The organism is Spirillospora sp. NPDC047418 (genome assembly GCF_040643275.1).
Taxonomy (GTDB): domain Bacteria; phylum Actinomycetota; class Actinomycetes; order Streptosporangiales; family Streptosporangiaceae; genus Spirillospora.
This window is the reverse complement of the sequence record NZ_JBEYTW010000030.1, coordinates 54,102-75,832: the sequence shown is the minus strand read 5'-3', so window position 1 is coordinate 75,832 and position 21,731 is coordinate 54,102. Positions and strand designations below refer to the sequence as shown.

The following is a 21,731-nucleotide window of genomic DNA, read 5'->3' as shown; positions in this document are numbered from 1 at the left end:
CAGAGGGCCGGGCCGCGCTACGGCACCGGCCGGTCGATACGTACGGATCGCGGCTAAGATACCGGGGATTTCATCGGCACCAAGGCAGGGCTCCCAAGGATCGCGGTGGTCTCGTCCACTCCAGGCGCCGCGGCGGGCGGCACATCCGGCGGTGCGCAAGGCGGCACGCGCCCGGTGGTCTTCCTGCATGTCGGAGCCGCCAAGTCCGGGACGACGTTCCTCCAGCAGGTGCTGTGGCACAACCGCGCCCGGCTGCGCGAGCACGGCGTCCTCTACCCGGGCGCGGACTTCTCCGCCCACGTCAGGGCCGCCTTCGACCTGCGCCGGACGTTCTTCCGCGAGGCGTCCGACCCGCGGACGCGCGGCGCCTGGCGGGACTTGGTCGACGAGGTCCGCGACTGGCCCGGCAACGCCGTCATCTCGCAGGAACTCCTCGCCCCGGCCCGGCCCGCCTACGTCCGGCAGGCCATGGCCGACCTCGACTTCGCCGACGTGCACGTGGTCTTCACCGCGCGCGACCTCGGCCGGCAGATCCCGGCGCACTGGCAGGAGGACGTCAAGAACCGGTTCACCACCTCGTTCACCGAGTTCGTGGCCGCGCTCCGGCGGCGCAACTGGCGGACGTTCGAGAGCGCGCGGCTGTTCTGGGGGCTCCAGGACCCGGTCGCGGTGCTCGGACGCTGGGGAGCGGACCTGCCGCCCGAACGCGTCCATGTCGTCACGCTGCCCAGGCCCGGTGCGCCTCGCGACCTGCTCTGGCGGCGCTTCTGCGCGGCCACCGGCCTCGCCCCGGACGACTTCGACCTCTCCGGCACGTTCGCCAACGCGTCGCTCGGCCTGACCGAGACCCAGTTCCTGCTCCGGCTCAACACGGCGCTCGCCGACACGGCGCTCGCCCGGCGGATCGGCTGGCAGGTCTACAACGACGAGGTTAAGCTCTTCCTCGCGCAGCACGTGCTGGCCGGGCGGCCGGCTCCGGTCAGGATCGAGCTGCCCGCCGCGCACCTGCCGTGGGCGACCGAGCGGGCGATCGAGACGGTCGAGGAGCTGCGCGCGGCCGGCTACCACGTGGTGGGCGACCTGTACGAGCTGATGCCGATGGCCGCATCCGGCCCCGCGCTCGGGACGGCGCCCGCCCCCGATCCGGGCGAGCCGCGCTGGGCGGAGATGGCGGACGCGGGCCTCGATGCCATCGCGGCGCTGCTGCGGCGCGTCCAGCAGCGGCAGGAGGACGCGTCCGTCCCGGGCACCGAGATGCCGGTCCGCGACCGGGTCGGGCTGCTGCGGCGCGAGTCGGCGGACCTGGCGGAGGCCACCGGTCGGCTCGCCCGCGACGCCGCCCCGTTCGCCGAGCGCGCCGCACGCGGCGCGCGCGAACGCTACCCGGCCGTCCGCCGCCTCGGCGGCGCCTACCGGAGGGTGCAGGGCAAGGCGGCGTCGTCCGAGACCGGGACGAGTACCGAGACGAGTCAGAGGTGAACGCGCGCATGGACGAGGGGCGGCCCGACAAGCCCGCCAAGTCGGTATATCTGCACATCGGCGCGCCCGCCGCCGGGACGGCCTTCCTCCACCGGGCGCTGTGGGACAACCGGCGGCGCCTCGCCGACGCCGGTGTCTGCTACCCGATCGCCGGGCCGCAGGAGCACTTCGGTGCCGTGATGGACCTGCGCGAGATGAGCTGGGGCGGCCGCCGCGACCCGGGCTGGGACGGCGCCTGGGAGCGGATGGCCGAGCGCGCCCGCGACTGGGACGGCCCGGCGGTCGTCTTCTCGCAGGGGCTGCTGGCGGGCGCGACCGAGCGGCAGGCCGCGCGCGCGGTGGCGTCGCTGCAGCCGGCCGAGGTGCACGTGGTGTTCGCCACCCGCGACCTCGGCTGGCAACTGATCCTCGACTGGCAGGAGCAGATCCGCCACGCGCACACGATCACGTTCGAGCGCTTCGTCGACGACCTGGTCAGGCGGGGAATCGACGCGCCCGAGCCGTACGGGGAGATGTTCTGGGGGCAGCACGACCCGGTACGGGTGCTCGCCGCATGGGAGTCCGCGGTGCCGAGGGAGCGCGTCCACGTGCTCACGCTTCCGCCCCCCGGCGAGGCCCCCGGCGCGTTGTGGGAACGGTTCCGCGAGGTGAGCGGGATCGGCGACGGCGTGTGCGACGTCGCCGGGATCCCGGTGGACGAACCGCTGCCGGCGGTCGAGGCGGAGCTGCTGCGCCGGCTGAACGAGCGGATCGGCCCCACGCTGGGCGAGGACTACGAGCGCGTCGTCCGCGAGAACCTCATCGGTCACGCCCGCACCGCGGGCGACGCCCGGACGCGGATGCGCCTGCCCGCCCGGCACACCGGATGGGCGGCGGCGCGGACCCGGGAGATCGCCGCGTCGCTGCGCGCCTCCGGCTACGCCGTGGCCGGCGACCTCGCCGAGCTGACCACGTCCCGCGAGCCCGGGCCCGGGCTCCTCCCCGGCGACGTCCCGGACGAGCTGATCGCGACCGCGTCCGTCGGGGTCGTGGCGCACCTGCTGGAGGAACTGGCGGTGGCGGACGAGCGCATCGGGCTCGCGCACCTGCACAGCGAGCTGGCCGGCGTCCGGGAGAACCTGCGGGAGCTCATCGAGAACGCCGCCGAGCCATCCCCGGCGCTGCAGCGCGCCGCCCGCCGCGCGACGGGCAGGCGCGCCCGGTGACGCCCGGCCCGGGCCCCGTCTCGGCGGTGGTCGTCACCCACGACCGGCGGGGCCTTCTCGCCGAGGCCCTGTCCGCGCTCGGCGCCCAGCGGCGCCCGCCGGACCGGACCATCGTGGTCGACAACGCCTCGTCCGACGGCACCGCCGCGATGGTCGCGGAGCGCTTTCCGGACACCGACCTGCTGGTGCTGCCCCGCAACATCGGCGGGGCGGGCGGATTCAGCGCCGGGCTGGCCCGCGCCCTGAGCGGCGGCGCCGGGCTCGTCTGGCTGCTGGACGACGACACGGTGCCGGAGCCCGGAGCGCTCGGCGAACTGCTCGCGGCCCGCGCGCGGGCCACCGCGGGCGACGGCCCGCCCGCGCTGGTCGCGAGCCGCGTCGTGTGGACCGACGGCCGCGACCATCCGATGAACACGCCGCGCCGCAAGCCCCGCGTCACGGCCGCCGAGTCCCGCATCGCCGCCGCGGCCGGCTGCGTCCCGATCCGCTCCGCGTCGTTCGTCTCCGTGCTCGTCGACGCGGGCGCCGTGCGGGAGCGCGGGCTGCCGGTCGCCGACTACTTCCTGTGGAACGACGACTTCGAGTTCACCACCCGGCTGCTGCGCGACCGCCGCGGCCTGCTCTGCCCGGACAGCGTCGTCGTGCACAAGACGCGCGGCTTCGGCGGCGCGGACGCCGACCCGGGCGACCGCTTCTTCTTCGAGGTCCGCAACAAGATCTGGCTGTTCACCGGCAGCCGTGGGCTGGCGCCGGCCGAACGCGCCCTGTACGCCGGTTCCACTCTGCGGCGCTGGGCCCGCACCTTCGCGGGATCGTCGGACCGGACGGTCCTGCGCCGCGCCATGGTCCGCGGGCTCAAGGACGGGCTCACCAGCCGCCCGCAACCCACCCCAGCGCTGCTGCGCGAAATCGGAGTCGAGGTCCCCCAGCATGACGGCGACGCCCCATGAGACGGAACGGCACGGCCGACCGGACGGCGAGGAGCCCGGACCTCCACCGGCCAGTGCCGGCGCCACGGCCCGCGCGGAGGTCACGGACGGCGCCGGCACGCCCCGCCGGCGTCCGGCCGCGCCCTGGACCCTGCCGCTGCTCCCCGCCGCGCTGACCCTCGCGATCACCCTCATCGGCATCGGGAACCCGTCGCTGTGGCTCGACGAGGCTGCCACGATCAGCATGACGACCCGGTCGTACGGGGAGATGCTGCGCGTCTTCGACCACCTCGATCTCGTCCACGCCCTCTACTACATGGTGATGAAGCCGTGGGTGGCGGTGTTCGGGACGAGCGCGGTCGCGCTGCGGCTGCCGAGCGCGCTGGCGATGGCCGCCGCGGCCGCGGGGATCACGGTCATCGGCCGCCGCTGCCTCGGCACGCCCGCCGGGGTCCTCGGCGGGCTGGCGTGGGCGGTCGGCCTGCAGACCTCCCGGTGGGCGCAAGAGGCCCGCTCCTACGCGATGACGGCCGCGGTCGCGGTACTCGCGACCTACCTGCTCGTGCGGGCCGTGGACCGGGACGAGCGGCGCCCGTGGCGCTGGTTCGCGGGCTACACCGCCGCCATCGCGCTGCTGGGGTTCCTGCACCTGCACGGCGCCCTGCTGCTGGCGGCGCACGGCACCACGCTCCTGCTGATGCGCCCGAAGGCCGGGGTCTGGGTCCGCTGGACGGTCTCCGCCGCGCTGGCCGCTGCGCCGCTGGTGCCGTTCGCGCTCGCCGCCCGGAACCAGAAGCTGCAGGTCGAGTGGCTGCCGAAGCCGACATGGGACGTCGCGTGGTCGCAGTTGCAGTTCTTCAGCGGCGGCCGGGCGATCGTCTGGGTGGTGGTGACGCTCTCGGTGATCGGTGTGATCGCCGCCGTCCGGGTGCAGCGGGGCCGCTCGATCCCGCTGCTGTCGCCCGGAACGGTCCCGCTGCCGGCCGTGGCCCTGCCCTGGCTCGTGCTGCCGACCGTGCTGCTGGTCGCCGTCTCGCTCGTGAGCGACCCGGTCTTCTTCTTCCGGTACACGACCTACTGCCTGCCGGCGGCGGCGCTGCTGGTCGGCGCGGGACTGGCCCGGGTCCTCGCCGCCGCCGGCCGCCGCGCCGACCAGGCCGCGGTGATGGCGGTGGCCGCGGTCGCGCTCGTCACCCCGTCCATCCAGGACCACCTGTTCATCCGGGAGCAGGGAAGCCGCCCGGAGGACATGGAGAGGGCCGCGGACGTCATCCGCGGCCACGCGCGGCCCGGGGACGCCATCGTGTACCTCTCGGGCGTCGTGCGGTGGAGCGCGGCGGCCTACCCCGACGTCTTCGGGCGGCTCCGCGACGTTGACCAGCGTATCGACCCGGTGAGCGCCGCCAACCTCAAGGGCCGCGACATGTACCCGCGCGACCTGCCGCCGAAGCTCGCCCGCGTCGACCGGGTGTGGGTGATGAGCCACCAGCACCTCGACCTGGGCAACCCGGTCATCCAGCGCCGCGAGCGGGCCGTGCAGGCGGGCGGGCCCTGGCGGCAGGCCGGGAGGTGGACGTACACGGGCGGCTGGCTCGTCCTGTACGTGCGGACCGGCCCCTACCGGACGTCGAGGTAGTCGATCTGCCCCTGGCCCTGCCCGCCCAGGCGGCGCAGGCTGAGGGTGTTCCACCCGGCGGCCAGCTCGACCTCCACCGTGACGGACGTCCAGCCGGCGCCCTTCGTCGGGCGCAGCCGCAGGGACGTCGCGACGGTCCCGTTCGCGAAGAGCTCCAGATAGGAGTCGGTCCCGGAGCGGTTCGCGAACTGGGTCCGGACGGTGTACCTGCCGGCGGCCGGCGCGAAGACCGGGACGTCCACCCGGCAGCCGTCCTGGGCGAACGGGCCGATGGCCCGGCCGCCGGAGGCGTGCGGCCGGGCCAGGGCGGAGACGCAGCCGTTCAGCCGCCCGCGCTCCGCCTCGTAGCGGACGGGCACACCCCGCACGACGGGACGCGCCCCGTCCCAGCCGAGCCTGGCGACGTACATGCCGCGGGTCACCCGGGAGCCGCCGTGGCGGTCCAGGATGCCGTGGAAGACCAGGTAGTCGCCCGTCTCGTCGCTGAGGACGTCGGCGCTGCCCGGCCCATCGACCTGCCCGCCGTACTGGCCGGTCGACTGGATCGGGCCGCTCTTGCGGTACGGCCCCTCGATGGCGGACGCCACCGCGTAGCGGGTCTGGTAGTTCGACTGGAAGTACCAGCCCGCCGCGTAGAGCAGCACGTAGGAGTCGCCGCGGCGGACGAGGTCGGGCGCCTCCACCAGGACGGGCTCGTCCGCGCCGCGGCCCATGATCCGTTTCGCCGGGCCCGCCAGGCGCAGCCCGTCCGGGCTCATCCTGGCCAGGTAGATCGCCGCGGTCCGCCGGTCGTCGGTCTTGTAGAGCAGGTAGCGCGTCCCGTCCTTCTCGATGTAGGACGCCGGGTCGATGGCGCCGCCGAGGTCCAGCGGGCACACCAGCGGATCGCCTTCCTGCGGGACGAACGGGCCGGCCGGCGACGAGGCGGTGGCCACCCCGATGCACTGCTGGTCGCCGTCCTTGCGGCGGGCGGAGAAGTACAGCACGTAGGAACGCGACCCGCCCTGCGGCGGGACGACTTCGGGCGCCCACGTCCAGCCCTGGGCCGCCCACGCGGGAAGCCGGGCGAGGCCGTCGCCGGGCGAGGTGGTCCACGGCCCCGTCGGGGTCGGCGCGGTCGCGACGGGCATCGTCGCGTCGGCGTTGTTGGTGCCGTAGGCGAAGTACGTCCCGGCGACCTTGATCACGGTCGGGTCGGCGAAGGACCCGGCGATCACCGGCTTGACCGGTGAGTAGCCGGGCGGGTCGATCGGTACCGGGGATCCGGCGGGGCTCGGCGGCGGCGGCCGCGCCGACCGGTCGGAGCCGTGCGGCGACCCCGGCGACGGGCGCGCGGCCGTCGCGTCGGAGGAGGGCAGGCAGGACACGGCCAGCCCGATGACCAGCGCGATCACGGCGCTGATCGCGGCCCCCGCCACCAGCGGCAGCAGCGGCGCGAGCGCCCGCAGGTCCCCGCCAGGTCTTCTCATCCCATCCGGCATCATGCCAACAAGCCGCAGGCACGGCGAACCGCCCGGAGTACGCGGAATGTCGTTCAGATCGTTACGCTGGCCCGGCGACCGCATCGTGGAAGGGAACACGTTGACCCGACACCGGCGGCTGGCGGCCGTCCTGTGCGTGCTCGCCCTCCTCGCACTGAGCGGTTGCAGCCTCCAGCCGGGCGGGCGCGCCGACGACGCGAAGGGCGGCGGGAAGGGGAAGTCCGGCACTGCCGCGAAGAAGCCGAACATCGTCTTCGTCCTCACCGACGACCTGTCCTGGGACCTGGTCGCGCACATGCCGCAGGTGCTCCGGATGCAGCGGGACGGGCTCACGTTCGACAACTTCGTGGTGGCGGACTCGCTGTGCTGCACCTCCCGCGCCACGATCTTCACCGGTCAGTACCCGCACAACACCGGGGTCCGGACGAACTTCCCGCCTCTCGGGGGGTACCAGGTCTTCAAGCGGAACGGTGGCGAGCAGGCGTCCTTCGCGCCGTTCCTGCAGAAGGCCGGCTACCGCACCGCGCTGCTCGGCAAGTACATGAACGGCTACCAGCCCGGCGACACCCAGGGCGGGACGAAGCCGTACGTCCCGCCGGGCTGGAGCGAGTGGTACGTCAACGGCAACGGCTACCCCGAGTACAACTACAACCTGAACGAGAACGGCCGGCTCGTCCACTACGGCGCACAGCCGCAGGACTACCTCACCGACGTGCTGGCGAGCAAGGGCGTCGACTTCATCGACCGGTCCCAGAGATCGGCGCAGCCGTTCTTCATCGAGATCGCGACGTTCGCGCCGCACGGGCCGTTCGTGCCCGCGCCGAGACACGCCGGGAAGTTCCCCGGACTGCGGGCACCCCGGCCGCCGTCCTTCAACGAGGCGGACGTCCGCGACAAGCCGTCCTGGCTGCGGTCGCACCCGAAGCTGCGCAAGCCCGGGATCCGCCGCATCGACGAGGGCTTCCGCAACCGGGTCCGCATGGTGCAGGCGGTGGACGAGATGCTCGGCCGGATCCGGACAAAATTGAAGGAACTGGACATTGACCGTGACACGTACGTCGTGTTCGGCTCCGACAACGGCTTCCACCTGGGCGAGCACCGGCTCGCGGGCGGCAAGATGACCGCGTTCGACACCGACGTCCGGGTGCCGTTCGTCTTCACCGGGCCCGGTGTCCCGTCCGGCCGGAAGGTGGCGCAGATCGCGCAGAACACCGACCTCGCCCCGACGTTCCAGGAAGTCGCGGGCCTGCGCCCGCCGGCCGCGACCGACGGGCGGTCGCTCCTCCCGTTCCTGCGCGGCGGCACCCCGCCGGACTGGCGGGAGACCGCCCTCATCGAGCACGTCAAGCCGGCGCCGTCCCCGCAGGACCCCGACCGGCAGGACTCGGCGCCCGGCGCGCCGACGACCTACAACGCGCTCCGCACGAACGACATGCTGTACGTCGAGTACGCCGACGGGGAACGCGAGTACTACGACCGCGCCCGCGACCCGCACGAGTTGAGCAACATCGCCGGGGCGCTACCGGAGCAGCGGCGGCGGCACCTGTCCGATCTGCTCTACGCGCTGACGCACTGCGCGGGTGCCAAGTGCGCCGACGCGGGCCGGAGCCGGTGAGAACTCGCGTCCCTTTTGCGCCGCTATCATCGCTGACGACTGCGGTGACGCAGTGCCATGTCCACAGCGAGCCGAGTGCACAGTGAGCCGAGTGCAGGGCGAGCCGATGCGGGGAGAGCGGGCGTGACTCCAACGGGAAAGCCGGACGACGACCACGAGGCGGAGCGTCCCGACCCGGGCGAGCCGGCTCAGGTCCCGCCGCCGCCGCGTTGGCTGGACGACCAGGGCGGCCCCTCCGGCCCGCTGCTGCCGACGGACGGCCCGGGGCGGCAACTCCCCGCCGGGCCGCCCGCAGCCGAACCGCCCGCACCCGAGGCGGCCGCGGCCGACGACTCCGGTGATGACGATGCGGAGGCCGAACTGGCCGACCGCACCATGCTCGAGTTCAGGTTCGAGCGCGACGATGCCGGATCCGCCGCCGAGGCGCAGGCGCCCGGCGGTCCCGCCGCGTCCGCCGCCGTTCCGGCACCGCCGCCGTTCCCGTACGCGCAGGAGATGCCCGACGCGACCCAGGTGCAGCGGCATCCGGCACCCGCACCGGCACAGCCGCCGGCGCCCCAGCCACCCATGCCCCCTCCGCCCATGGGCCAGCCACCCATATCCCAACCACCGGCCCCGCAGCCGCCGGCGTTCCAGCCGCCCGCACCGCCCGTTCCGCCCCCGCCTGCGCCACCGGCGCAGTTGCCGGCGCCGCGCCCGCCGGTCGCGCCGCCACCGCCCGCACAGAGCCCCCCGGCCCACGATCCGTTCCCCTACGCGCAGGAGATCCCCGGCGCACCGGCCCGTCCGGCCCCGGAGCCGTTCCCCTACGCGCAGGAGGTCCCGGGCGCGCCAAGTGCTCCCGCGGCCCAGCCGTTCCCGTGGGCGCAGCAGGTCCCGGGTGCGCCGCCGCCCGTCCAGGACGGACTGCCGCCGGCGCCGCCGCCGGTGGTCGACGAGCCGTGGCGGACGGCGCAGAGCACGCCCAGGAAGCCGCGCAGGAGCCTCAAGAAGCCGCTGCTCATCGCGGGCGCGGGGCTGGCCGCCGCGGCCCTGGTCGCCGCCGCGGTGATCGTGGTGCCGGGCCTGCTCGGCGGCGACGAGGACGAGAGCGGTGCGAGCGCCAAGCTGGCCGGGGCGCTGTTCCCCGTCGACGGCGCGGCGGCCACCGACGGCCGCGACCAGCAGATCAGCGGTGTCGCGGCGCTCGGCTCCACCGTGGTCGCGGTCGGCGGCGAGACCGACCCGCAGAACGCCCGCGGCCTGTTCCTGGTCTCCACGGACGCCGGCCGGACCTTCAAGTCCGTCCCGCAGCAGGGCACCGACGGCGGCGTCGCGCCGTCCGGCGGCGTGCCCGAGGCGGTCGGCGGGTCGCCCCGCGGCTGGGTCGCCATCGGCAGCCGCGCGGGAGGCGGCGGCGCCGTGTGGACCAGCGAGAACGGGACGGCATGGCGGCGGCAGCCCGATGCCGTCGGCGACGTCTTCGGCCCGAAGGACCGGGTGAAGCGCATCGTCGGCACCCGCAGCGGGTTCATGGCCATCGGCGAGAACTCCCCCAAGGGCGACTTCAGCGACGCCCGGCCGGCCGTGTGGCTGTCCGCCGACGGCCGCCGCTGGGAGGCGCGCATCGGCGACCAGGCCGGCCTGGACGTGCAGAAGGCGAAGCTCTCCCTGGTCGAGGCCGCCGCGAGCGGCGACGTGATCCTGCTGGAGGGGCTGGTCACGCCCGACTCCAAGAAGTCCGGCCCGTACCGGAAGGTGTGGCGTTCGCAGGATGGCGGCCGCACCTGGGCGACGTCCGAGGTACCGGTGCCGAAGGGCAGCCGCGGCCTGATGATCGGCGGCGGCCCCGCGGGCTTCCTGGCGGTCCGGGAGATCAAGGCGTCCGGGAAGCCGGCCGGCCAGGCCTTCCTCTCCAAGGACGGCAGGACCTGGACGAAGGCCGGCAGCCTGGCCACGCCCGGCTACCGGATGACCAGCGGGATCACCGGGGACGAGCAGGGCTTCACCGCCGTGGTCGTGCGCACCGGGGACACGCTGCTGTCGCGCAGTGCGGACGGCAGGACCTGGCGGGGCGCCGGCACGGCCGAGTCGAAGCCGGGGCGGGAGCTCACGGGCGCGGCGGCGTCCGGTGGCCAGACCGTCGTCGTCGGCCGCGAGCCCGGCGGCGGCGACACCAACGCCGTGCTCGGCGTCTGGGACGCGAACGGCACGGCGGTCCCCGTCGACCCGTCGAAGATCCCGGGCGCCGTCCGGCCGGACCACTCGGTCCGCTCCGTCGGTGCCACCGGGAACCTCGCCGTGGCGGTGGGGAGCGCGAGCGGCGACGCCGCCGTCTGGTCGTCGCCGGACGGGAACACCTGGAAGCCCGCGCAGGGGCTCGGGGCGGCGTTCACCCGGCCGGGGCCGCAGCAGCTGAACGACGTCGCCGCAGGGGCGGCGGGCTGGGTCGCGGTCGGCTACGACCAGGCGGCGCCGCGCCGCCCGCTCGTCGTCACCTCGAACGACGGAGCGACCTGGCAGGCCGCCGACTCGGGCGCCGCCTTCGCCGCCGGCAAGACCGGCCAGCCGGTCACCTACGCGGTCACCGCCGGGTCGCAGGGCTACGTGGTCATCGGCACCCAGGGATACTCGGTGGCCACCTGGTTCTCGCCCGACCTCAAGACCTGGACCCGGGGCACCGGGGCGGACCCGGCGATGATGGCGGGCGGGCAGAGCAACCCGCGCTGGATGCTGGACGTCGCGTCGGGCGCGTTCGGCTACGCCGCCGTCGGCGGCAGCCGCGGCGCGCAGGGGAACCGCCCGTCGGTGTGGCTGTCGCCCGATGGCAAGACGTGGACGCTTCAGGAGCTGCAGCTGCCGTCGTCCGGTGCCAGCGAGGCCCACCTCACGCACGTCGCCGCACGGGAGAACACGATCGTCGCCGCGGGGATCGCCGCGACGCCGAAGGGTCTGGACTGGATCGGCTACATCTCCACCGACGCGGGCCGGACGTGGCGCCCGATCCCGTCCCCGAGCAGTGATACGCCCGTTACCGTCACCGCCATGGCCGCGACGCCCAAGGGGTTCGCCGCCACCGGCACGACCGGGCGCGCGGGCGCCACGGACGTCGTGTCGTGGACGTCCTCGGACGGCGCCTCGTGGAAGGCCACGACGCCCGGCGGCACCGGTCTGGGGGGTGTCGGCGACCAGCAGATCACCGGCCTCGCGGCCCTGGGGGGCACGCTCCTCGGTGTGGGCCGCAGTGCGGACGCGAACGGCGACCAGCCCGTCCTGTGGGCCCGGTCGAACTGACCCGTCCGCCGTCCGGCCCCGACGAGCGGGCCGGGCGCGGCGCCCCGCTGTCCGGTCAGCCGGCGGGCGGCTCCTGCGGAGGCGTGGAGAGCGGCGGGACCTGGTTCGCGCGGCGGGCGTGGCGGGGGATGTAGGAGAGGGCGCCGGCGGGGGTGGTGCCGGTGTCGGCGCGGTCGCGGGAGCGGTTGCGGCGGGCGCCGTAGGGGGCGACGACGGCGCGGTAGAACGGTTTGCGGACCATCGTGGGGACGAGGCGGTAGCCGCCGCGGACCATGACGTTGCGCCAGTACTGCGGCTGGGAGATGAAGCCCTCGCGGAGCATCGCGCGCTGCAGCCGCAGTTCGGAGCGGAGCAGGTCGCGGCCGCCGCGGCGCTCGTAGGCGCCCTCGCCGACGCGGTAGTAGACGAGGGGTTCGGCGACGTTCACCATCCGGGCGCCGTTCGCGATCATGCGGACGAACAGCCAGTAGTCCTCCATCAGGGGCAGGTCGCCGTAGCCGCCCGCGGCGATGACGGCGCTGCGCCGGTAGACGACCGTCGGATGGTTGAACGGGTCGTGCAGCCGCGAGTAGCGGGCGATGTCGGCCGGGTCGCTCGGCGGGATGCGGCGGCCGACGACGTCGGTGATGTCGGTGCCGAACTCCAGCAGCCCGGCGCCCACGAGGTCGGCGCCCGCGCGGACGAGCGGGACCTGGGTCTGGAAGCGGTGCGGCATGGCGACGTCGTCGGCGTCCATGCGGGCGACGATGTCGTGCCAGGCGGCGTGCAGGCCGGCGTCGAGGGCGGGGCCGAGGCCGCGGTTGTTCTCCAGCCGGATGAAGGCGACCTTGACGGGGCTGCCGGCGACGAGTTCGCGCAGGCAGTCCGCCAGCCGGGCCGGGACGGGGCCGTCCTGGACGAGGACGACCTGGTCGGGCCGCATGGTCTGCAGCTGCACGGCGCTCCGGAACGCGTCCCGGACATGCTCCGCCTGGTCGCCGCCGTAGACGGTCATCAACAGGGTGAAGGGTTCGGGCTGCATGCGTCCGTTCCGGGGGAGCTGTGGCGGCCGGGGGAGCCCAGTGCGGGGAGGCGGCTCGGCGGGCCGGGGTCGGGGGGAATCTACTAGGCCGTCCTACTGGGGACGCTTTGGTGCGGTCAACGGTTGGCGCGGGCCAAGATACCGGTGATGCGCGGCCACATCAGGTCCGGGCGCAGATGTCGCGGTCGGCGCGGATCTCGCCGGCCACCTTCGGGACGGACGGCGTCAGCCCGCGGAGCCGGGCGCCGTCCTTGCCGATGAACAGGTACACGTAGCCCGGCTTGGCGGACCGCCAGGGCCGCGGCGGGTGCCCCGGCACGGCGATCGCCAGGCGCGCCGCCTGCCGTTCGGCGCCCGCGCCGTAGAGGATCCGGGTGCGGGCGTACTTCTTCTTGCTGGTACCGACCTTGACGACCTTGTAGCCGCGCTCGCCGAGCTGCTCGGCGGTCCGCCCGGCGAGGCCCGCGGTCGGGGACGCGTTGAAGACGCCGACCCTCACCTGGGCGGGCGGAACGGGCTGCACCTTGTTCTGCGCGGCCACCGGCGCGGGCTCGGGGTCGGGGAGCTTGTTGTCCTCCCGGACGGCCTCGAACAGCGGCTCGGCCAGCGCCTGGTCGAACTGCACGCGGTTCTTGTCCTGTGGATACGCCTGCACCGGGACGGTGACGAACCGGACCTTCCCGGCACTCATCCCGCGCAGGCTCGCGGCGAGCTTCTGCATCACCGACAGGGTGAGCCGGTCGTCCGCCTTGAGGGACTTGGTGGCGGCGGACAGGAAGTCGTAGGTGCGGCCGGGGTCGGTGAGCATGCCCTTGCTCGTCGCCTTGTTGACGACCGAGGCCATGAACGCCTGTTGCCGCTTGATCCGGTCGAGGTCGGAGCCGTCGCCGAGGACGTAGCGGGTGCGGACGTAGCCGAGCGCCTGGTCGCCGTGCACGACCTGCCGGCCGGCCCGCAGGTGCAGTTCGGCCTTGGGGTCGTCGATGCGCTTCGGGACGCAGATCTCGACGCCGCCGAGCGCGTCCACGACCCGTTTGAAGCCGGCGAAGTCGACCTCGACGTAGTGGTCGATGTGGATCTTGGTGAGCGACTCGATGGTGCGCCAGGTGCAGGCGGGGCCGCCGTTGGAGAAGGCTGCGTTGATCATCCCGAACTGGGCCGGGACCGTCCGGCCGTTCTTTTTCTCGCACGGCGGCATCCGCACCATCGAGTCGCGCGGGAAGCTGATGCCGATGGCGCTCTCCCCGCCGGGCGAGATGTGCAGCAGGATCGTCGTATCGGAGCGCTGCCCGGCCTCCTCGCCGTAGCGGGCGTTCTCCCCGGCGCGGCTGTCGGACCCCATCAGCAGGATGTTCAGCGAGCCGTTGAGCTTGGGCGGACGGTTCTGGCCGAGCCGGCCGTCGACGTTCTCGCGGTCGATCTGGCCGTCCAGCCGCCGCCAGAACCCGTAGGCGGTGAGGCTACCGCCCACCAGCACCACCGAGAGCGCGATCGAGATGCCGCCGAGCACGCGCCACAGGCGCCCCCGCACCGGCGGCTCCGGTGGCGGCGGGGCGCTCTCCGCGTAGTACACCCCGGAGGGCGCGGCGACTCGCTGCATCCGTAACATTTCAGCACAGATTGGACATGGGCCACGGCGGCCACCGGAAACTCCCCCGTCCCGTGCCCGCGACCCCCCGCCGACCGGTCGCGGGGGTGCCGCCGATGACTAGACTCCCGGTCGAGATGAGCACCGTAGACGCGCTGACCGACCAAGCGATGGTCGTCCTCCAGGACCGGCCGGTCGTGCCGCTGAGCACCTGGCTGAACAGGGCCCTCGGCGACTGCACCGAGACCGGCCGCACCCTGCAGCTCGTCACCCCGCTGGACTCCCGGCTGACGCTGCCGCTGCGCACCGCCGCCTCCGGCGACGCCCTGCAGTGGATCGTGCGCAACGGCGACGGCTACTACGAGGGGCTGACCGGGCGGCCGATGAGGTGGGGCGGGCGGACGTTCGTCCCCGTCCCGGAGGCCCGCGACTACGCGCCCGGGTTCACCACGCGTCCGAGCGCGCCGATCGGCTCGCAGCTCACCCTCGTCTACCGGGTCAGGCACGGCGCCGAGGGCGACCTCGCCGGGACGGTGGAGCGCCTCCTGCAGCTGCTCACCGGCAAGTACCCGTCCGGGCTCGGGCCCGCCGAGCCGCTGGAGCACCCGTGGCGGCGCGACCGGCTCACCGAGTACGCGCGCGGACGGTCCACCGTGCGGCTCGTCGTCGGCGGCGACGGGCCGCGTCCCGCGCAGGCGATCTGCGACTACGCGGCGGGCGAGGGCGGCGCCGTCGCCGAGACCAGCACCGTCACGGTCGGCTACGCGCCCGAGGACCCGCCGCCCCTGCAGCACCTCCCCTCGCTGGTCGGCGCGTTCGCCGCCGACCAGCCGATCGCGTCGCTGTTCGTCCAGCTCACGCCGGGCCGCGCCGACCTCACCACCGAGCCGCGCTGGACCGGCGCGCCCGCCCCGGTCGCGCTCGCCGTCGCGGGCGCCGTCTCCGGCCCGCAGGGGATCCCCGGACAACAGGTCGGGCCGCCGCGCGCGCCGCTGACGTTCTTCCCGCTCGGCGACGGCCGCACCCCGGACGGCTGGCAGCGGCACAGCATGCTCATGCAGCACCTCCAGTCGCCCTGATCCCGGCGGCCGGCCGCCCTCATCCGGTCGCCGGCCGCCCCGAGCAGGTCGCCGGGCGTCCGGATCCGGACACGCGGGGACGACCCGCCGCACGTCGCCACTCCGCCGGATGATCTACCCGGAGGGGATGATGTACGGTCCTGCCCATGGGGACGGCCGGTCAGCTCGACGCGCTTGAGCGGGCCGTCGAGGGGACGCTCGCGGAGGGCGCGTTCGCGTTCGACGGCGACGCGGCGGTACTGCGCATCGAGGGGTCCCTCGTCCTCACCACCGGCTGGTTCCTCGGCGTCGGCGCGGGCGGCGTGGTGCTGCTGCTCGCCGGCGCCGTCCTGTCCCTCACCGGCCTGCCGGACGAGGCGCGCTGGGCGCTCGCACCCGGCGCGGCGCTGCTCGCCGCCGCCGGCTGCTTCCTGCTGCTGTGGCGCCTCACCCCGCTCGCCCGGCCGTCGTCGTCGCTGGAGCTGCGGTTCGCCGAGCGGGCCATCGTCCACCGCAGGACCCGGATACCGTTCGGCGACCTGCGCCCCGAGCACCTGGTGTGGAAGACCGGGCCGGTCTTCCGGCGGCTCTACGTCCGGCACCCGTCGCTCCGCAAGCAGCTCGCCGGGTTCTCCGGCGGGGAGAGGCGGCAGGCCGAGGAGTTCCGGCGGCGGCTCTGGGAGCTGATCGCCCTGCCCGACCTGCCCGGCATCCTCGCCCACGGCGGCGACCTCACCCCGGTGCAGCGCTGGATCATCGGGGCGGGCGCCCCCTACGGCGCCGTCAACGGGTTCCCGGTGGACCGGCTCGGCACCGCCCCCGGCGAGTCCGCCGCGACCGCCGGCCGACGCACCGCGCACGACCTGCTGCAGGACCCGTGGGGCGCCTACGACCTCGAACAGCTCCTCGCCGCCGTCAACTGGCTCGTCCAGGACGGGCACCGCGCCGGCTTCCCCCGCGACGCCCGCCTCGCCGCCCGGCCCCGCGCCGCGCGGGAGGAGTACGGGACGCTGCTGCGCGAGGTCGACGGCCTCATCGCCGGCGACCGGCTCGAGCCGCCGTTCGTGGAGCGGCTCATCGAGCTGGTCCGGGTCCGGTACGGGGACGAGGACGGCTCGTACGCCCGGCTCGTCCCGGCGCTGCTGCGGGACGAGCCGGGCGCCGACGCGAGCGAGGAGGGCGCCGAGCTCGCGCAGTTCCTGCACCAGCTCTTCAACGACCGCGACCACGCGGCGGAGGAGCTGCACCGGCTGGAGGTCCTCGCCGACCCCGCACTGCGCGCCGACGCGGGACGCTTCCTCATCTGGGACTACGGGCGGGCGCTGATGCTCTACCGGTGGGGCCGCATGGTGGGCTGGCTGACCGAGGAGTACTGCTGGGAGCGGATGCTCCCCCTCGCCATCGACGTCCAACGGCGGTACACGTCCTGGCAGGACATGGCCACCTGCTACCTGCGGGGCCGGCTGCTGTGGTCGGGCGGCGGCGGGTCGGCGCAGGCCGAGTACGAGCGGCTCGTCGAGGAACTCGCCCACGACCCGCGCAGCCCGTGGAACCTCGTCCCATGGAACCTGGACCTGACCCGAGACTGGCCCTGAACCACCGCGAACGCCGCGTCGGACGCGCCGTGTCGACGCGGCGCCGGGCGCCGGGTCAACCGATCACGCCGGACGCGGAGCGCCGGACGCCGGGTCAGCCGATCAGGCCACCGCCAGGTCAGCCGATCACGCCGCCCTGGTAGGCGTCCCCGGGCGCCGGGGCGCTGCCGACGGGATCGTCGCCCTGCCCGGACGCCCGCCAGCTGCGGGCCGGGGCGTCGGTCGCGCCGTCCGGGTAGACCGTCCCGCCGAGCCAGCGGACGAGCGAGTCGGCGAACGCGCGGGCGACCCGCGTCGCCTCCGGGAGGTCGGCGACCGCGCGGACGTCGATCCACCACACCGGCACGCCGACCCGGTCGGCGAACTCGGCGCCGAGCAGCCGCCGGATCTCGCTCTGCGCGGAGACCTGCACCGGGTCCTCGATGGAGACGAGCAGGCGTCCCTCGGCGTCGTACAGCAGGGTCGGCTCGGGCTCCCCGCCGCGCAGCTCCAGCGTCTCCCCCATGGCGATCAACCCGTCGGCCACGGCGTGCACGTCCGGGGTGCGGCGAACCAGCGCCACAAGGTCACTGCTCATCGGCCACCTACCTCCCCTCTCCCCCGCAACTTTATGAGAGATCCGCACGCGCCGCCCACGGGACGAGCCCGCCTCCCCCCGACATACCTACCATTCACCGCGATAGCAACACGTCCCGCCCACCAGCCCGTCCGATCTTTTCTCCCGTGCGGGCACCGGGCGGCGGCGAACGCCCTCACTCATGCTCCGAACACGGTCGCGGGGACGCGAACGCGGAGCGCCGACGCGGGACGTGGCGTTCAGCGGCCGGTGCCGGCGCTCAGAGCCCGCGCGAACACCTCGTGGACGACCCGGGTCACCGACGCCCTCGCCGCGGCGGAGACCTTGGACAGGTCCACCGAGCTGCCCGTGGCCAGGTGGCGGTCGTAGGGGACGAACACCACCGGCAGGCCCCAGGCGGTGAGCATCTGGTGCGCCCGGTGCAGGTCGGCGCCCACCTGGGGGGCGTGCGAGACCATCGCGATGACCGTCCGGCGCAGCAGGTCCTGCTGGTCGTTGCCCGCGTACCATTCGAGCGCCCCGCGCGCGCTGAGCGCACCGTCCACCGTGCCCGGGGTGACGAGGACGAGGCCGTGCGACGCCGCGACGACGCCCCGGTTCAGCTCCGTGAGGATCCCGGCGCCGCAGTCGACGACCGTGGTGCCGACGTACCGGCCCACCAGGTTCAGCGCGCCCTGGAACATCTCCAGCGTGAACTCTCCCGCGATGCGCCCGCCCCGCGTCGACGACAGCACGAACAGGCCCTCGGGCGTCCGCGACAGGAACCGCGCCGCCTCCTCGAACGTGCGCGGGTTCTGCCCCGCGAGGTCGAACAGCGACAGCTGCGTCCGGACGCCGAGGCGCAGCGGCAGCGAGCCCAGCTCGGCGTCGGCGTCGGCGACCAGCACCCGGTCCTGCCGGTGCCGGGCCAGCTCGGTCGCGACCAGCGCCGCCATCGTCGTCTTGCCCGCACCGCCGCGGACGCTGGCGACCGCGATCTGCCGGCTGCCCGGCACCGGAGTCCGCATCAGCTCCAGGAACGCGCCCATCTCCCGGGCCTCGCGGGACCCGCCGCCGACCGCCTTGCGGACGGACCGCCCCATCCGGCGGCCGAGCGGGTCGCCGTGCTGGTTCTTGCGCACCAGCTCCTCGGCCGGGACCGGCCCAGCGGCGTCCGCGGGCCCGTGCTGCTGCGGCTGCGCCGGCTGCCCGCCCTGCGCCTGCGGCTCGGCGGGCGCGACCGGGCTCGCGGCGGCCTGCCCCGCGACCGGATGCACCGGGACGTCCGTGGTGTCCACCCCGATGAGCGGATTGACCGCCGCCGCCCAGTCGAAGTCGAAATGCGTCGGCTCTGCCACCGGCGCCTTGGGCGGCTGCTCGGGCTCCTGCTCCTGCGGCTGCTCCGGCGGCGCGTCCGCCGGCTGCCGCGGGCCCGTCTCGAACCCCGGCAGGGGCGGCGGGGGCGGAGGCTCGACTTCCTCGTGCCCCGGCACCGGGAACGGCGGCCGCGGCGGCGGAGGCGGAACCTCGGCGCCCTCCTGGGCCGGCTCGGCCTGCGGAACGAGCGAAGGCGGGGGCGGCGGAGGCGGCGGCTCAGCGGCCACCGGCATCGGCGGCGGGGGCGGGGCCTCGCTGGCCGCCTGCACCGGGAGCGGAGGCGGAGGCGGGGGCGGAGGCGGGGCCTCGCCGGTCGCCTGCACGGGCGCCGACGGCGGTTGCGGGGCGGCCTGCACCGGCTCGGGCATCACGACGGGCGCCACGGCGGGCTGCGGCTCGGGCGCCGGCCGGGGCGGCGCCTCGGCCCCCCACGCGGGCGGCGCCGCGATGGACGCCGCCGCATCGAGGACCTGCAGTCCCCGCTGCGAAACCCCGAGATCGCGCAAAACCGCCTGCTGCCAACTCGAGTCCGGCACCCGGCCTCCCTTCGTCCGACGACAGCCTACGAGGTTCCGGGCTCGCCGCGGCCACCCGCCGCTCAGCGAATCAGCGTCACCCGCCCGCCGGCAGCGACGGCATCTTCGGCTGGTTCTGCGCCAGGCACTCGCCCGCGTCCTTGTTGACCTGCTCGTCGCTCCTGCCCTTCTTGTCGGACGGCGCCATGACGGGGTTGTCCGCGCTGACCTCGGGCATCCCGTAGCCCTTCTTGACCATGCAGTCGCGGAGCTTGGTCAGCAGCTCCCGCTGCACCGGCGTGAGCTTTCCGCCCGCCTTCGGCGTCTGCCCGCCGTTCCCGGGGGTCGCCCCGGTCTCACCCGCCGCCGGAGTCGCCGGCGCGGTAGCACCGGTCGACTCGGCCGTGGGCCCCGCGTCGTCCTTGGAGTCCCCGCACGCACTGAGGCTCAACGCCACCGTGACAACGGCAACCGGAATGAACAGAGCCTTCTTCATGACCACTCTCCCTGTCGTTCGACTGCACACCTGAAGGACGGCCGCCCAGCAGTGGACGGCCGCCAAGAAGTCGCGCCGATGACCGCGTCCCCGCGAAGTTGAGATGGACGCGAGACGGCGTGCTGGATTAACACAACGCACCCTCACAACACGAAAACGGTGTGGGCAACCCCAGGGAATTGCCGCAGCGTCCGGCCAACGAGCGCACCATGATGCCACGGACCGCAGACCCACCGACGTGATTTCCGACATTCCACCCGACCAACTCTGACGCACCGCGTCATGGCCGCCCGACGACCAATACCACTCCGGCCCATCGACCCACGTCACATCGGGTGGACGCCCCGGAAATGCGAGACGCCGTCAAACAGGGCCCGCCCCTTACCAACGCTGCCCACCCGGAGGACACGGACTCCCAGGCGGCGCGCCCGGCGGCCGCTACCCGCCCCACCGCCGGTGCACCAACCCGGTGCCAGCGGCGATGAGCGCCGCCATTCCCGTGCCATAACCCGGCGAATCAGCGACGCTGCCGAGATCTTCGCCCTCTATTGAGGCGGTCCTGCGGGAGGGGCTCCGCCTGGCGGCCGCTGGCCGGGCGGTACCGGAGGCATGGGCGGCTGCGGCTGGTACTGCGGCGGGCCTCCCTGCGGCGGGCCCGGCTGGTACGGGCCCGGCCAGCCGCCCGGCGGTTGCTGCTGCCCGAATCCGGGCGGCGCGCCGTAGCCGGCACCCGGCCCCATCGGGGGCGGCGGTGGGCCGCCTCGATTCCGGCGGGTGAAGAAGAACGCGAAGACGCACAGGACGACCGACCCGGCGAGGATCGCACCCCAGACGATGAAGACGGACGACGAGTCCTCGTCCTCCGAGGCCGCGGGAGACGCCGACTTGGAACCTGCGGGCTGGTGGGTCTTCGCCCAGCGGTCGAACTCCTCGAACACCGGGTTCGCGGTGCCCTTCGGTGCCTTCCCCGCGAGCGGCCGATAGGGGCGGATGACCCCGTACCCGGTCCGGCTGTCCTTGCCCTTCGTGTAGACGTCCAGCGCGGAGGCGATGAGCTGCCGCACGACCTCGCGGTTCTTCATGTCGGGATGCTTGGCCCGAATGACGGCCACCGCTCCGGACACCAGGGCGGCGGAAGCACTGGTCCCGCTTCCGCTGTAGAGCTTTCCGTCCTTGAGCACCGTCCACGTGTGGGCGCCGGGGGCGGCCACCGTCACATAGGACTGTCGCTGTGTCTTCTCCCAGGGGTTGAACTTCAGGTCGACCGCACCTACGGAGATGACGCCTTTGCAGTTGGCCGGCGAATTGCTGGAGTTCGCACCGTTTCCGTCGTTGCCCGCACCCGCCACGATGACCGCGTCCTTGCCCAGCGCGTAGGCGATGGAATCCTGGAGGTCACGCGGACACGGACCCGGAACCGCCTGCGACAGGTTGATCACTTGAGCGCCGCGGTCCACGGCGAAACGTATGCCCTTGGCATAGGCGGGCGTGCTCTGCGCGACCACGGGGAGGATCTTGGAATCCGGAGCCACTCCCACCATGCCGGTGCCGCGCCCCTGCGCCGCGATGAGCATGGCCATTCCCGTGCCGTGCCCGCCCGACTCGCCGTCATCGAGATCCTCGCGGCCGTCGCCGTTCCCGCCCTCGGCGTTCATCCCCGCGAGAACCGTGCCCCGCAGTTCCGGCAGGTCCGCCTCGACCCCGGTGTCGATCACCGCGACCGTAACGCCCTTGCCGGTGGACAGCGGCCAGAGATACTGCTGCACGCCCCAGGTCTTGAACCACCACTCCTGTGACAGCGGCTTGGGTGCCGCGGCAGCCGTGCCGGGCAGGGCCATCGCGCCCACAATGGACACCGCCACTATCGAGCCGGCCAGTTTTCGGGCCCGTCGCAGCATCAGCACTCC

15 protein-coding genes are annotated in these 21,731 nt (G+C 74.2%); 8 read left to right on the top strand and 7 right to left on the bottom strand.

The genetic code is table 11. The annotated features are described in order from the left end of the window. Window positions 1–174: 174 nt before the first annotated feature. The 4 genes from ABZ806_RS20425 to ABZ806_RS20410 are packed head-to-tail and all read left to right on the top strand — an operon-like array spanning window position 175 to window position 5,249. A complete protein-coding gene (locus ABZ806_RS20425; protein WP_500218895.1) occupies window positions 175–1,479 on the top strand; it encodes a hypothetical protein in 1,305 nt (434 codons plus the stop codon). Next, entirely contained in the window at window positions 1,476–2,684 is a 1,209-nt protein-coding gene (locus ABZ806_RS20420) for a hypothetical protein (RefSeq protein WP_500218894.1), read from the top strand. Before ABZ806_RS20425 ends, ABZ806_RS20420 begins: the two co-directional genes overlap by 4 nt. After that, window positions 2,681–3,634 carry a glycosyltransferase gene (locus tag ABZ806_RS20415; protein WP_500218893.1) on the top strand — a complete coding sequence of 318 codons (954 nt, stop codon included), beginning with the start codon at window positions 2,681–2,683 and terminating at the stop codon, window positions 3,632–3,634. The genes ABZ806_RS20420 and ABZ806_RS20415 overlap by 4 nt, the downstream gene beginning before the upstream one ends. Then, a complete protein-coding gene (locus tag ABZ806_RS20410; RefSeq protein ID WP_500218892.1) occupies window positions 3,615–5,249 on the top strand; it encodes a glycosyltransferase family 39 protein in 1,635 nt (544 codons plus the stop codon). Before ABZ806_RS20415 ends, ABZ806_RS20410 begins: the two co-directional genes overlap by 20 nt. Here ABZ806_RS20410 and ABZ806_RS20405 read toward each other — a convergent pair. After that, window positions 5,231–6,718, bottom strand: a complete 1,488-nt coding sequence (locus ABZ806_RS20405) for a family 43 glycosylhydrolase (protein ID WP_500218891.1) — start codon at window positions 6,716–6,718, stop codon at window positions 5,231–5,233. The two genes, ABZ806_RS20410 and ABZ806_RS20405, sit on opposite strands and share 19 nt — an antisense overlap. A 112-nt stretch (window positions 6,719–6,830) precedes the next feature. On the opposite strand from ABZ806_RS20405, the gene ABZ806_RS20400 reads away from it, so the two are divergent. Together ABZ806_RS20400 and ABZ806_RS20395 are read left to right on the top strand one after the other, a co-directional pair. After that, complete coding sequence (locus tag ABZ806_RS20400) at window positions 6,831–8,345, top strand: sulfatase family protein (RefSeq protein ID WP_500218890.1); 1,515 nt, start codon at window positions 6,831–6,833, stop codon at window positions 8,343–8,345. 123 nt (window positions 8,346–8,468) lie between these two features. Continuing rightward, window positions 8,469–11,618 (top strand): beta propeller repeat protein, encoded by a 3,150-nt coding sequence (locus ABZ806_RS20395; RefSeq protein WP_500218889.1) that lies wholly within the window; start codon window positions 8,469–8,471, stop codon window positions 11,616–11,618. Window positions 11,619–11,673: 55 nt separating this feature from the next. Here ABZ806_RS20395 and ABZ806_RS20390 read toward each other — a convergent pair whose 3' ends face one another. Further along, window positions 11,674–12,639 (bottom strand): glycosyltransferase, encoded by a 966-nt coding sequence (locus ABZ806_RS20390; protein ID WP_500218888.1) that lies wholly within the window; start codon window positions 12,637–12,639, stop codon window positions 11,674–11,676. 160 nt (window positions 12,640–12,799) lie between these two features. Then, window positions 12,800–14,239, bottom strand: coding sequence for an LCP family protein (locus ABZ806_RS20385; protein ID WP_500218887.1), 1,440 nt, complete (start codon window positions 14,237–14,239; stop codon window positions 12,800–12,802). Between the two features lie 125 nt (window positions 14,240–14,364). Between ABZ806_RS20385 and ABZ806_RS20380 the strand changes: the two genes are divergently transcribed. Together ABZ806_RS20380 and ABZ806_RS20375 are read left to right on the top strand one after the other, a co-directional pair. Continuing rightward, entirely contained in the window at window positions 14,365–15,306 is a 942-nt protein-coding gene (locus tag ABZ806_RS20380) for a DUF6177 family protein (RefSeq protein ID WP_500218886.1), read from the top strand. A gap of 146 nt (window positions 15,307–15,452) precedes the next feature. After that, complete coding sequence (locus tag ABZ806_RS20375) at window positions 15,453–16,880, top strand: DUF1266 domain-containing protein (protein WP_500218885.1); 1,428 nt, start codon at window positions 15,453–15,455, stop codon at window positions 16,878–16,880. Window positions 16,881–16,998: 118 nt separating this feature from the next. On the opposite strand, the gene ABZ806_RS20370 is transcribed toward ABZ806_RS20375, so the two are convergent. From ABZ806_RS20370 to ABZ806_RS20355, 4 genes are all read right to left on the bottom strand, one after another. Then, window positions 16,999–17,457: a hypothetical protein gene (locus ABZ806_RS20370; protein ID WP_500218884.1), complete on the bottom strand. Its 459-nt coding sequence runs from the start codon at window positions 17,455–17,457 to the stop codon at window positions 16,999–17,001. 239 nt (window positions 17,458–17,696) lie between these two features. Further along, the gene (locus tag ABZ806_RS20365) at window positions 17,697–19,349 is read right to left on the bottom strand and encodes a CpaE/TadZ family protein (RefSeq protein ID WP_500218883.1); all 1,653 of its coding nucleotides are present in this window, start codon (window positions 19,347–19,349) and stop codon (window positions 17,697–17,699) included. 76 nt (window positions 19,350–19,425) lie between these two features. After that, window positions 19,426–19,824 carry a hypothetical protein gene (locus ABZ806_RS20360; protein ID WP_500218882.1) on the bottom strand — a complete coding sequence of 133 codons (399 nt, stop codon included), beginning with the start codon at window positions 19,822–19,824 and terminating at the stop codon, window positions 19,426–19,428. A gap of 545 nt (window positions 19,825–20,369) precedes the next feature. Beyond that, window positions 20,370–21,722 (bottom strand): S8 family serine peptidase, encoded by a 1,353-nt coding sequence (locus ABZ806_RS20355; protein ID WP_500218881.1) that lies wholly within the window; start codon window positions 21,720–21,722, stop codon window positions 20,370–20,372. Between the last annotated feature and the right edge of the window lie 9 nt (window positions 21,723–21,731).

Bases quoted from the DNA above. Each gene is read 5' to 3' on its own strand.
- ABZ806_RS20375 (WP_500218885.1), top strand. From the start codon at position 15,453: ATGGGGACGGCCGGTCAGCTCGACGCGCTTGAGCGGGCCGTCGAGGGG.
- ABZ806_RS20410 (WP_500218892.1), top strand. From the start codon at position 3,615: ATGACGGCGACGCCCCATGAGACGGAACGGCACGGCCGACCGGACGGC.
- ABZ806_RS20360 (WP_500218882.1), bottom strand. From the start codon at position 19,824: ATGAAGAAGGCTCTGTTCATTCCGGTTGCCGTTGTCACGGTGGCGTTG.
- ABZ806_RS20405 (WP_500218891.1), bottom strand. From the start codon at position 6,718: ATGAGAAGACCTGGCGGGGACCTGCGGGCGCTCGCGCCGCTGCTGCCG.
- ABZ806_RS20385 (WP_500218887.1), bottom strand. From the start codon at position 14,239: ATGCAGCGAGTCGCCGCGCCCTCCGGGGTGTACTACGCGGAGAGCGCC.
- ABZ806_RS20380 (WP_500218886.1), top strand. From the start codon at position 14,365: ATGAGCACCGTAGACGCGCTGACCGACCAAGCGATGGTCGTCCTCCAG.
- ABZ806_RS20390 (WP_500218888.1), bottom strand. From the start codon at position 12,639: ATGCAGCCCGAACCCTTCACCCTGTTGATGACCGTCTACGGCGGCGAC.
- ABZ806_RS20370 (WP_500218884.1), bottom strand. From the start codon at position 17,457: ATGAGCAGTGACCTTGTGGCGCTGGTTCGCCGCACCCCGGACGTGCAC.
- ABZ806_RS20355 (WP_500218881.1), bottom strand. From the start codon at position 21,722: ATGCTGCGACGGGCCCGAAAACTGGCCGGCTCGATAGTGGCGGTGTCC.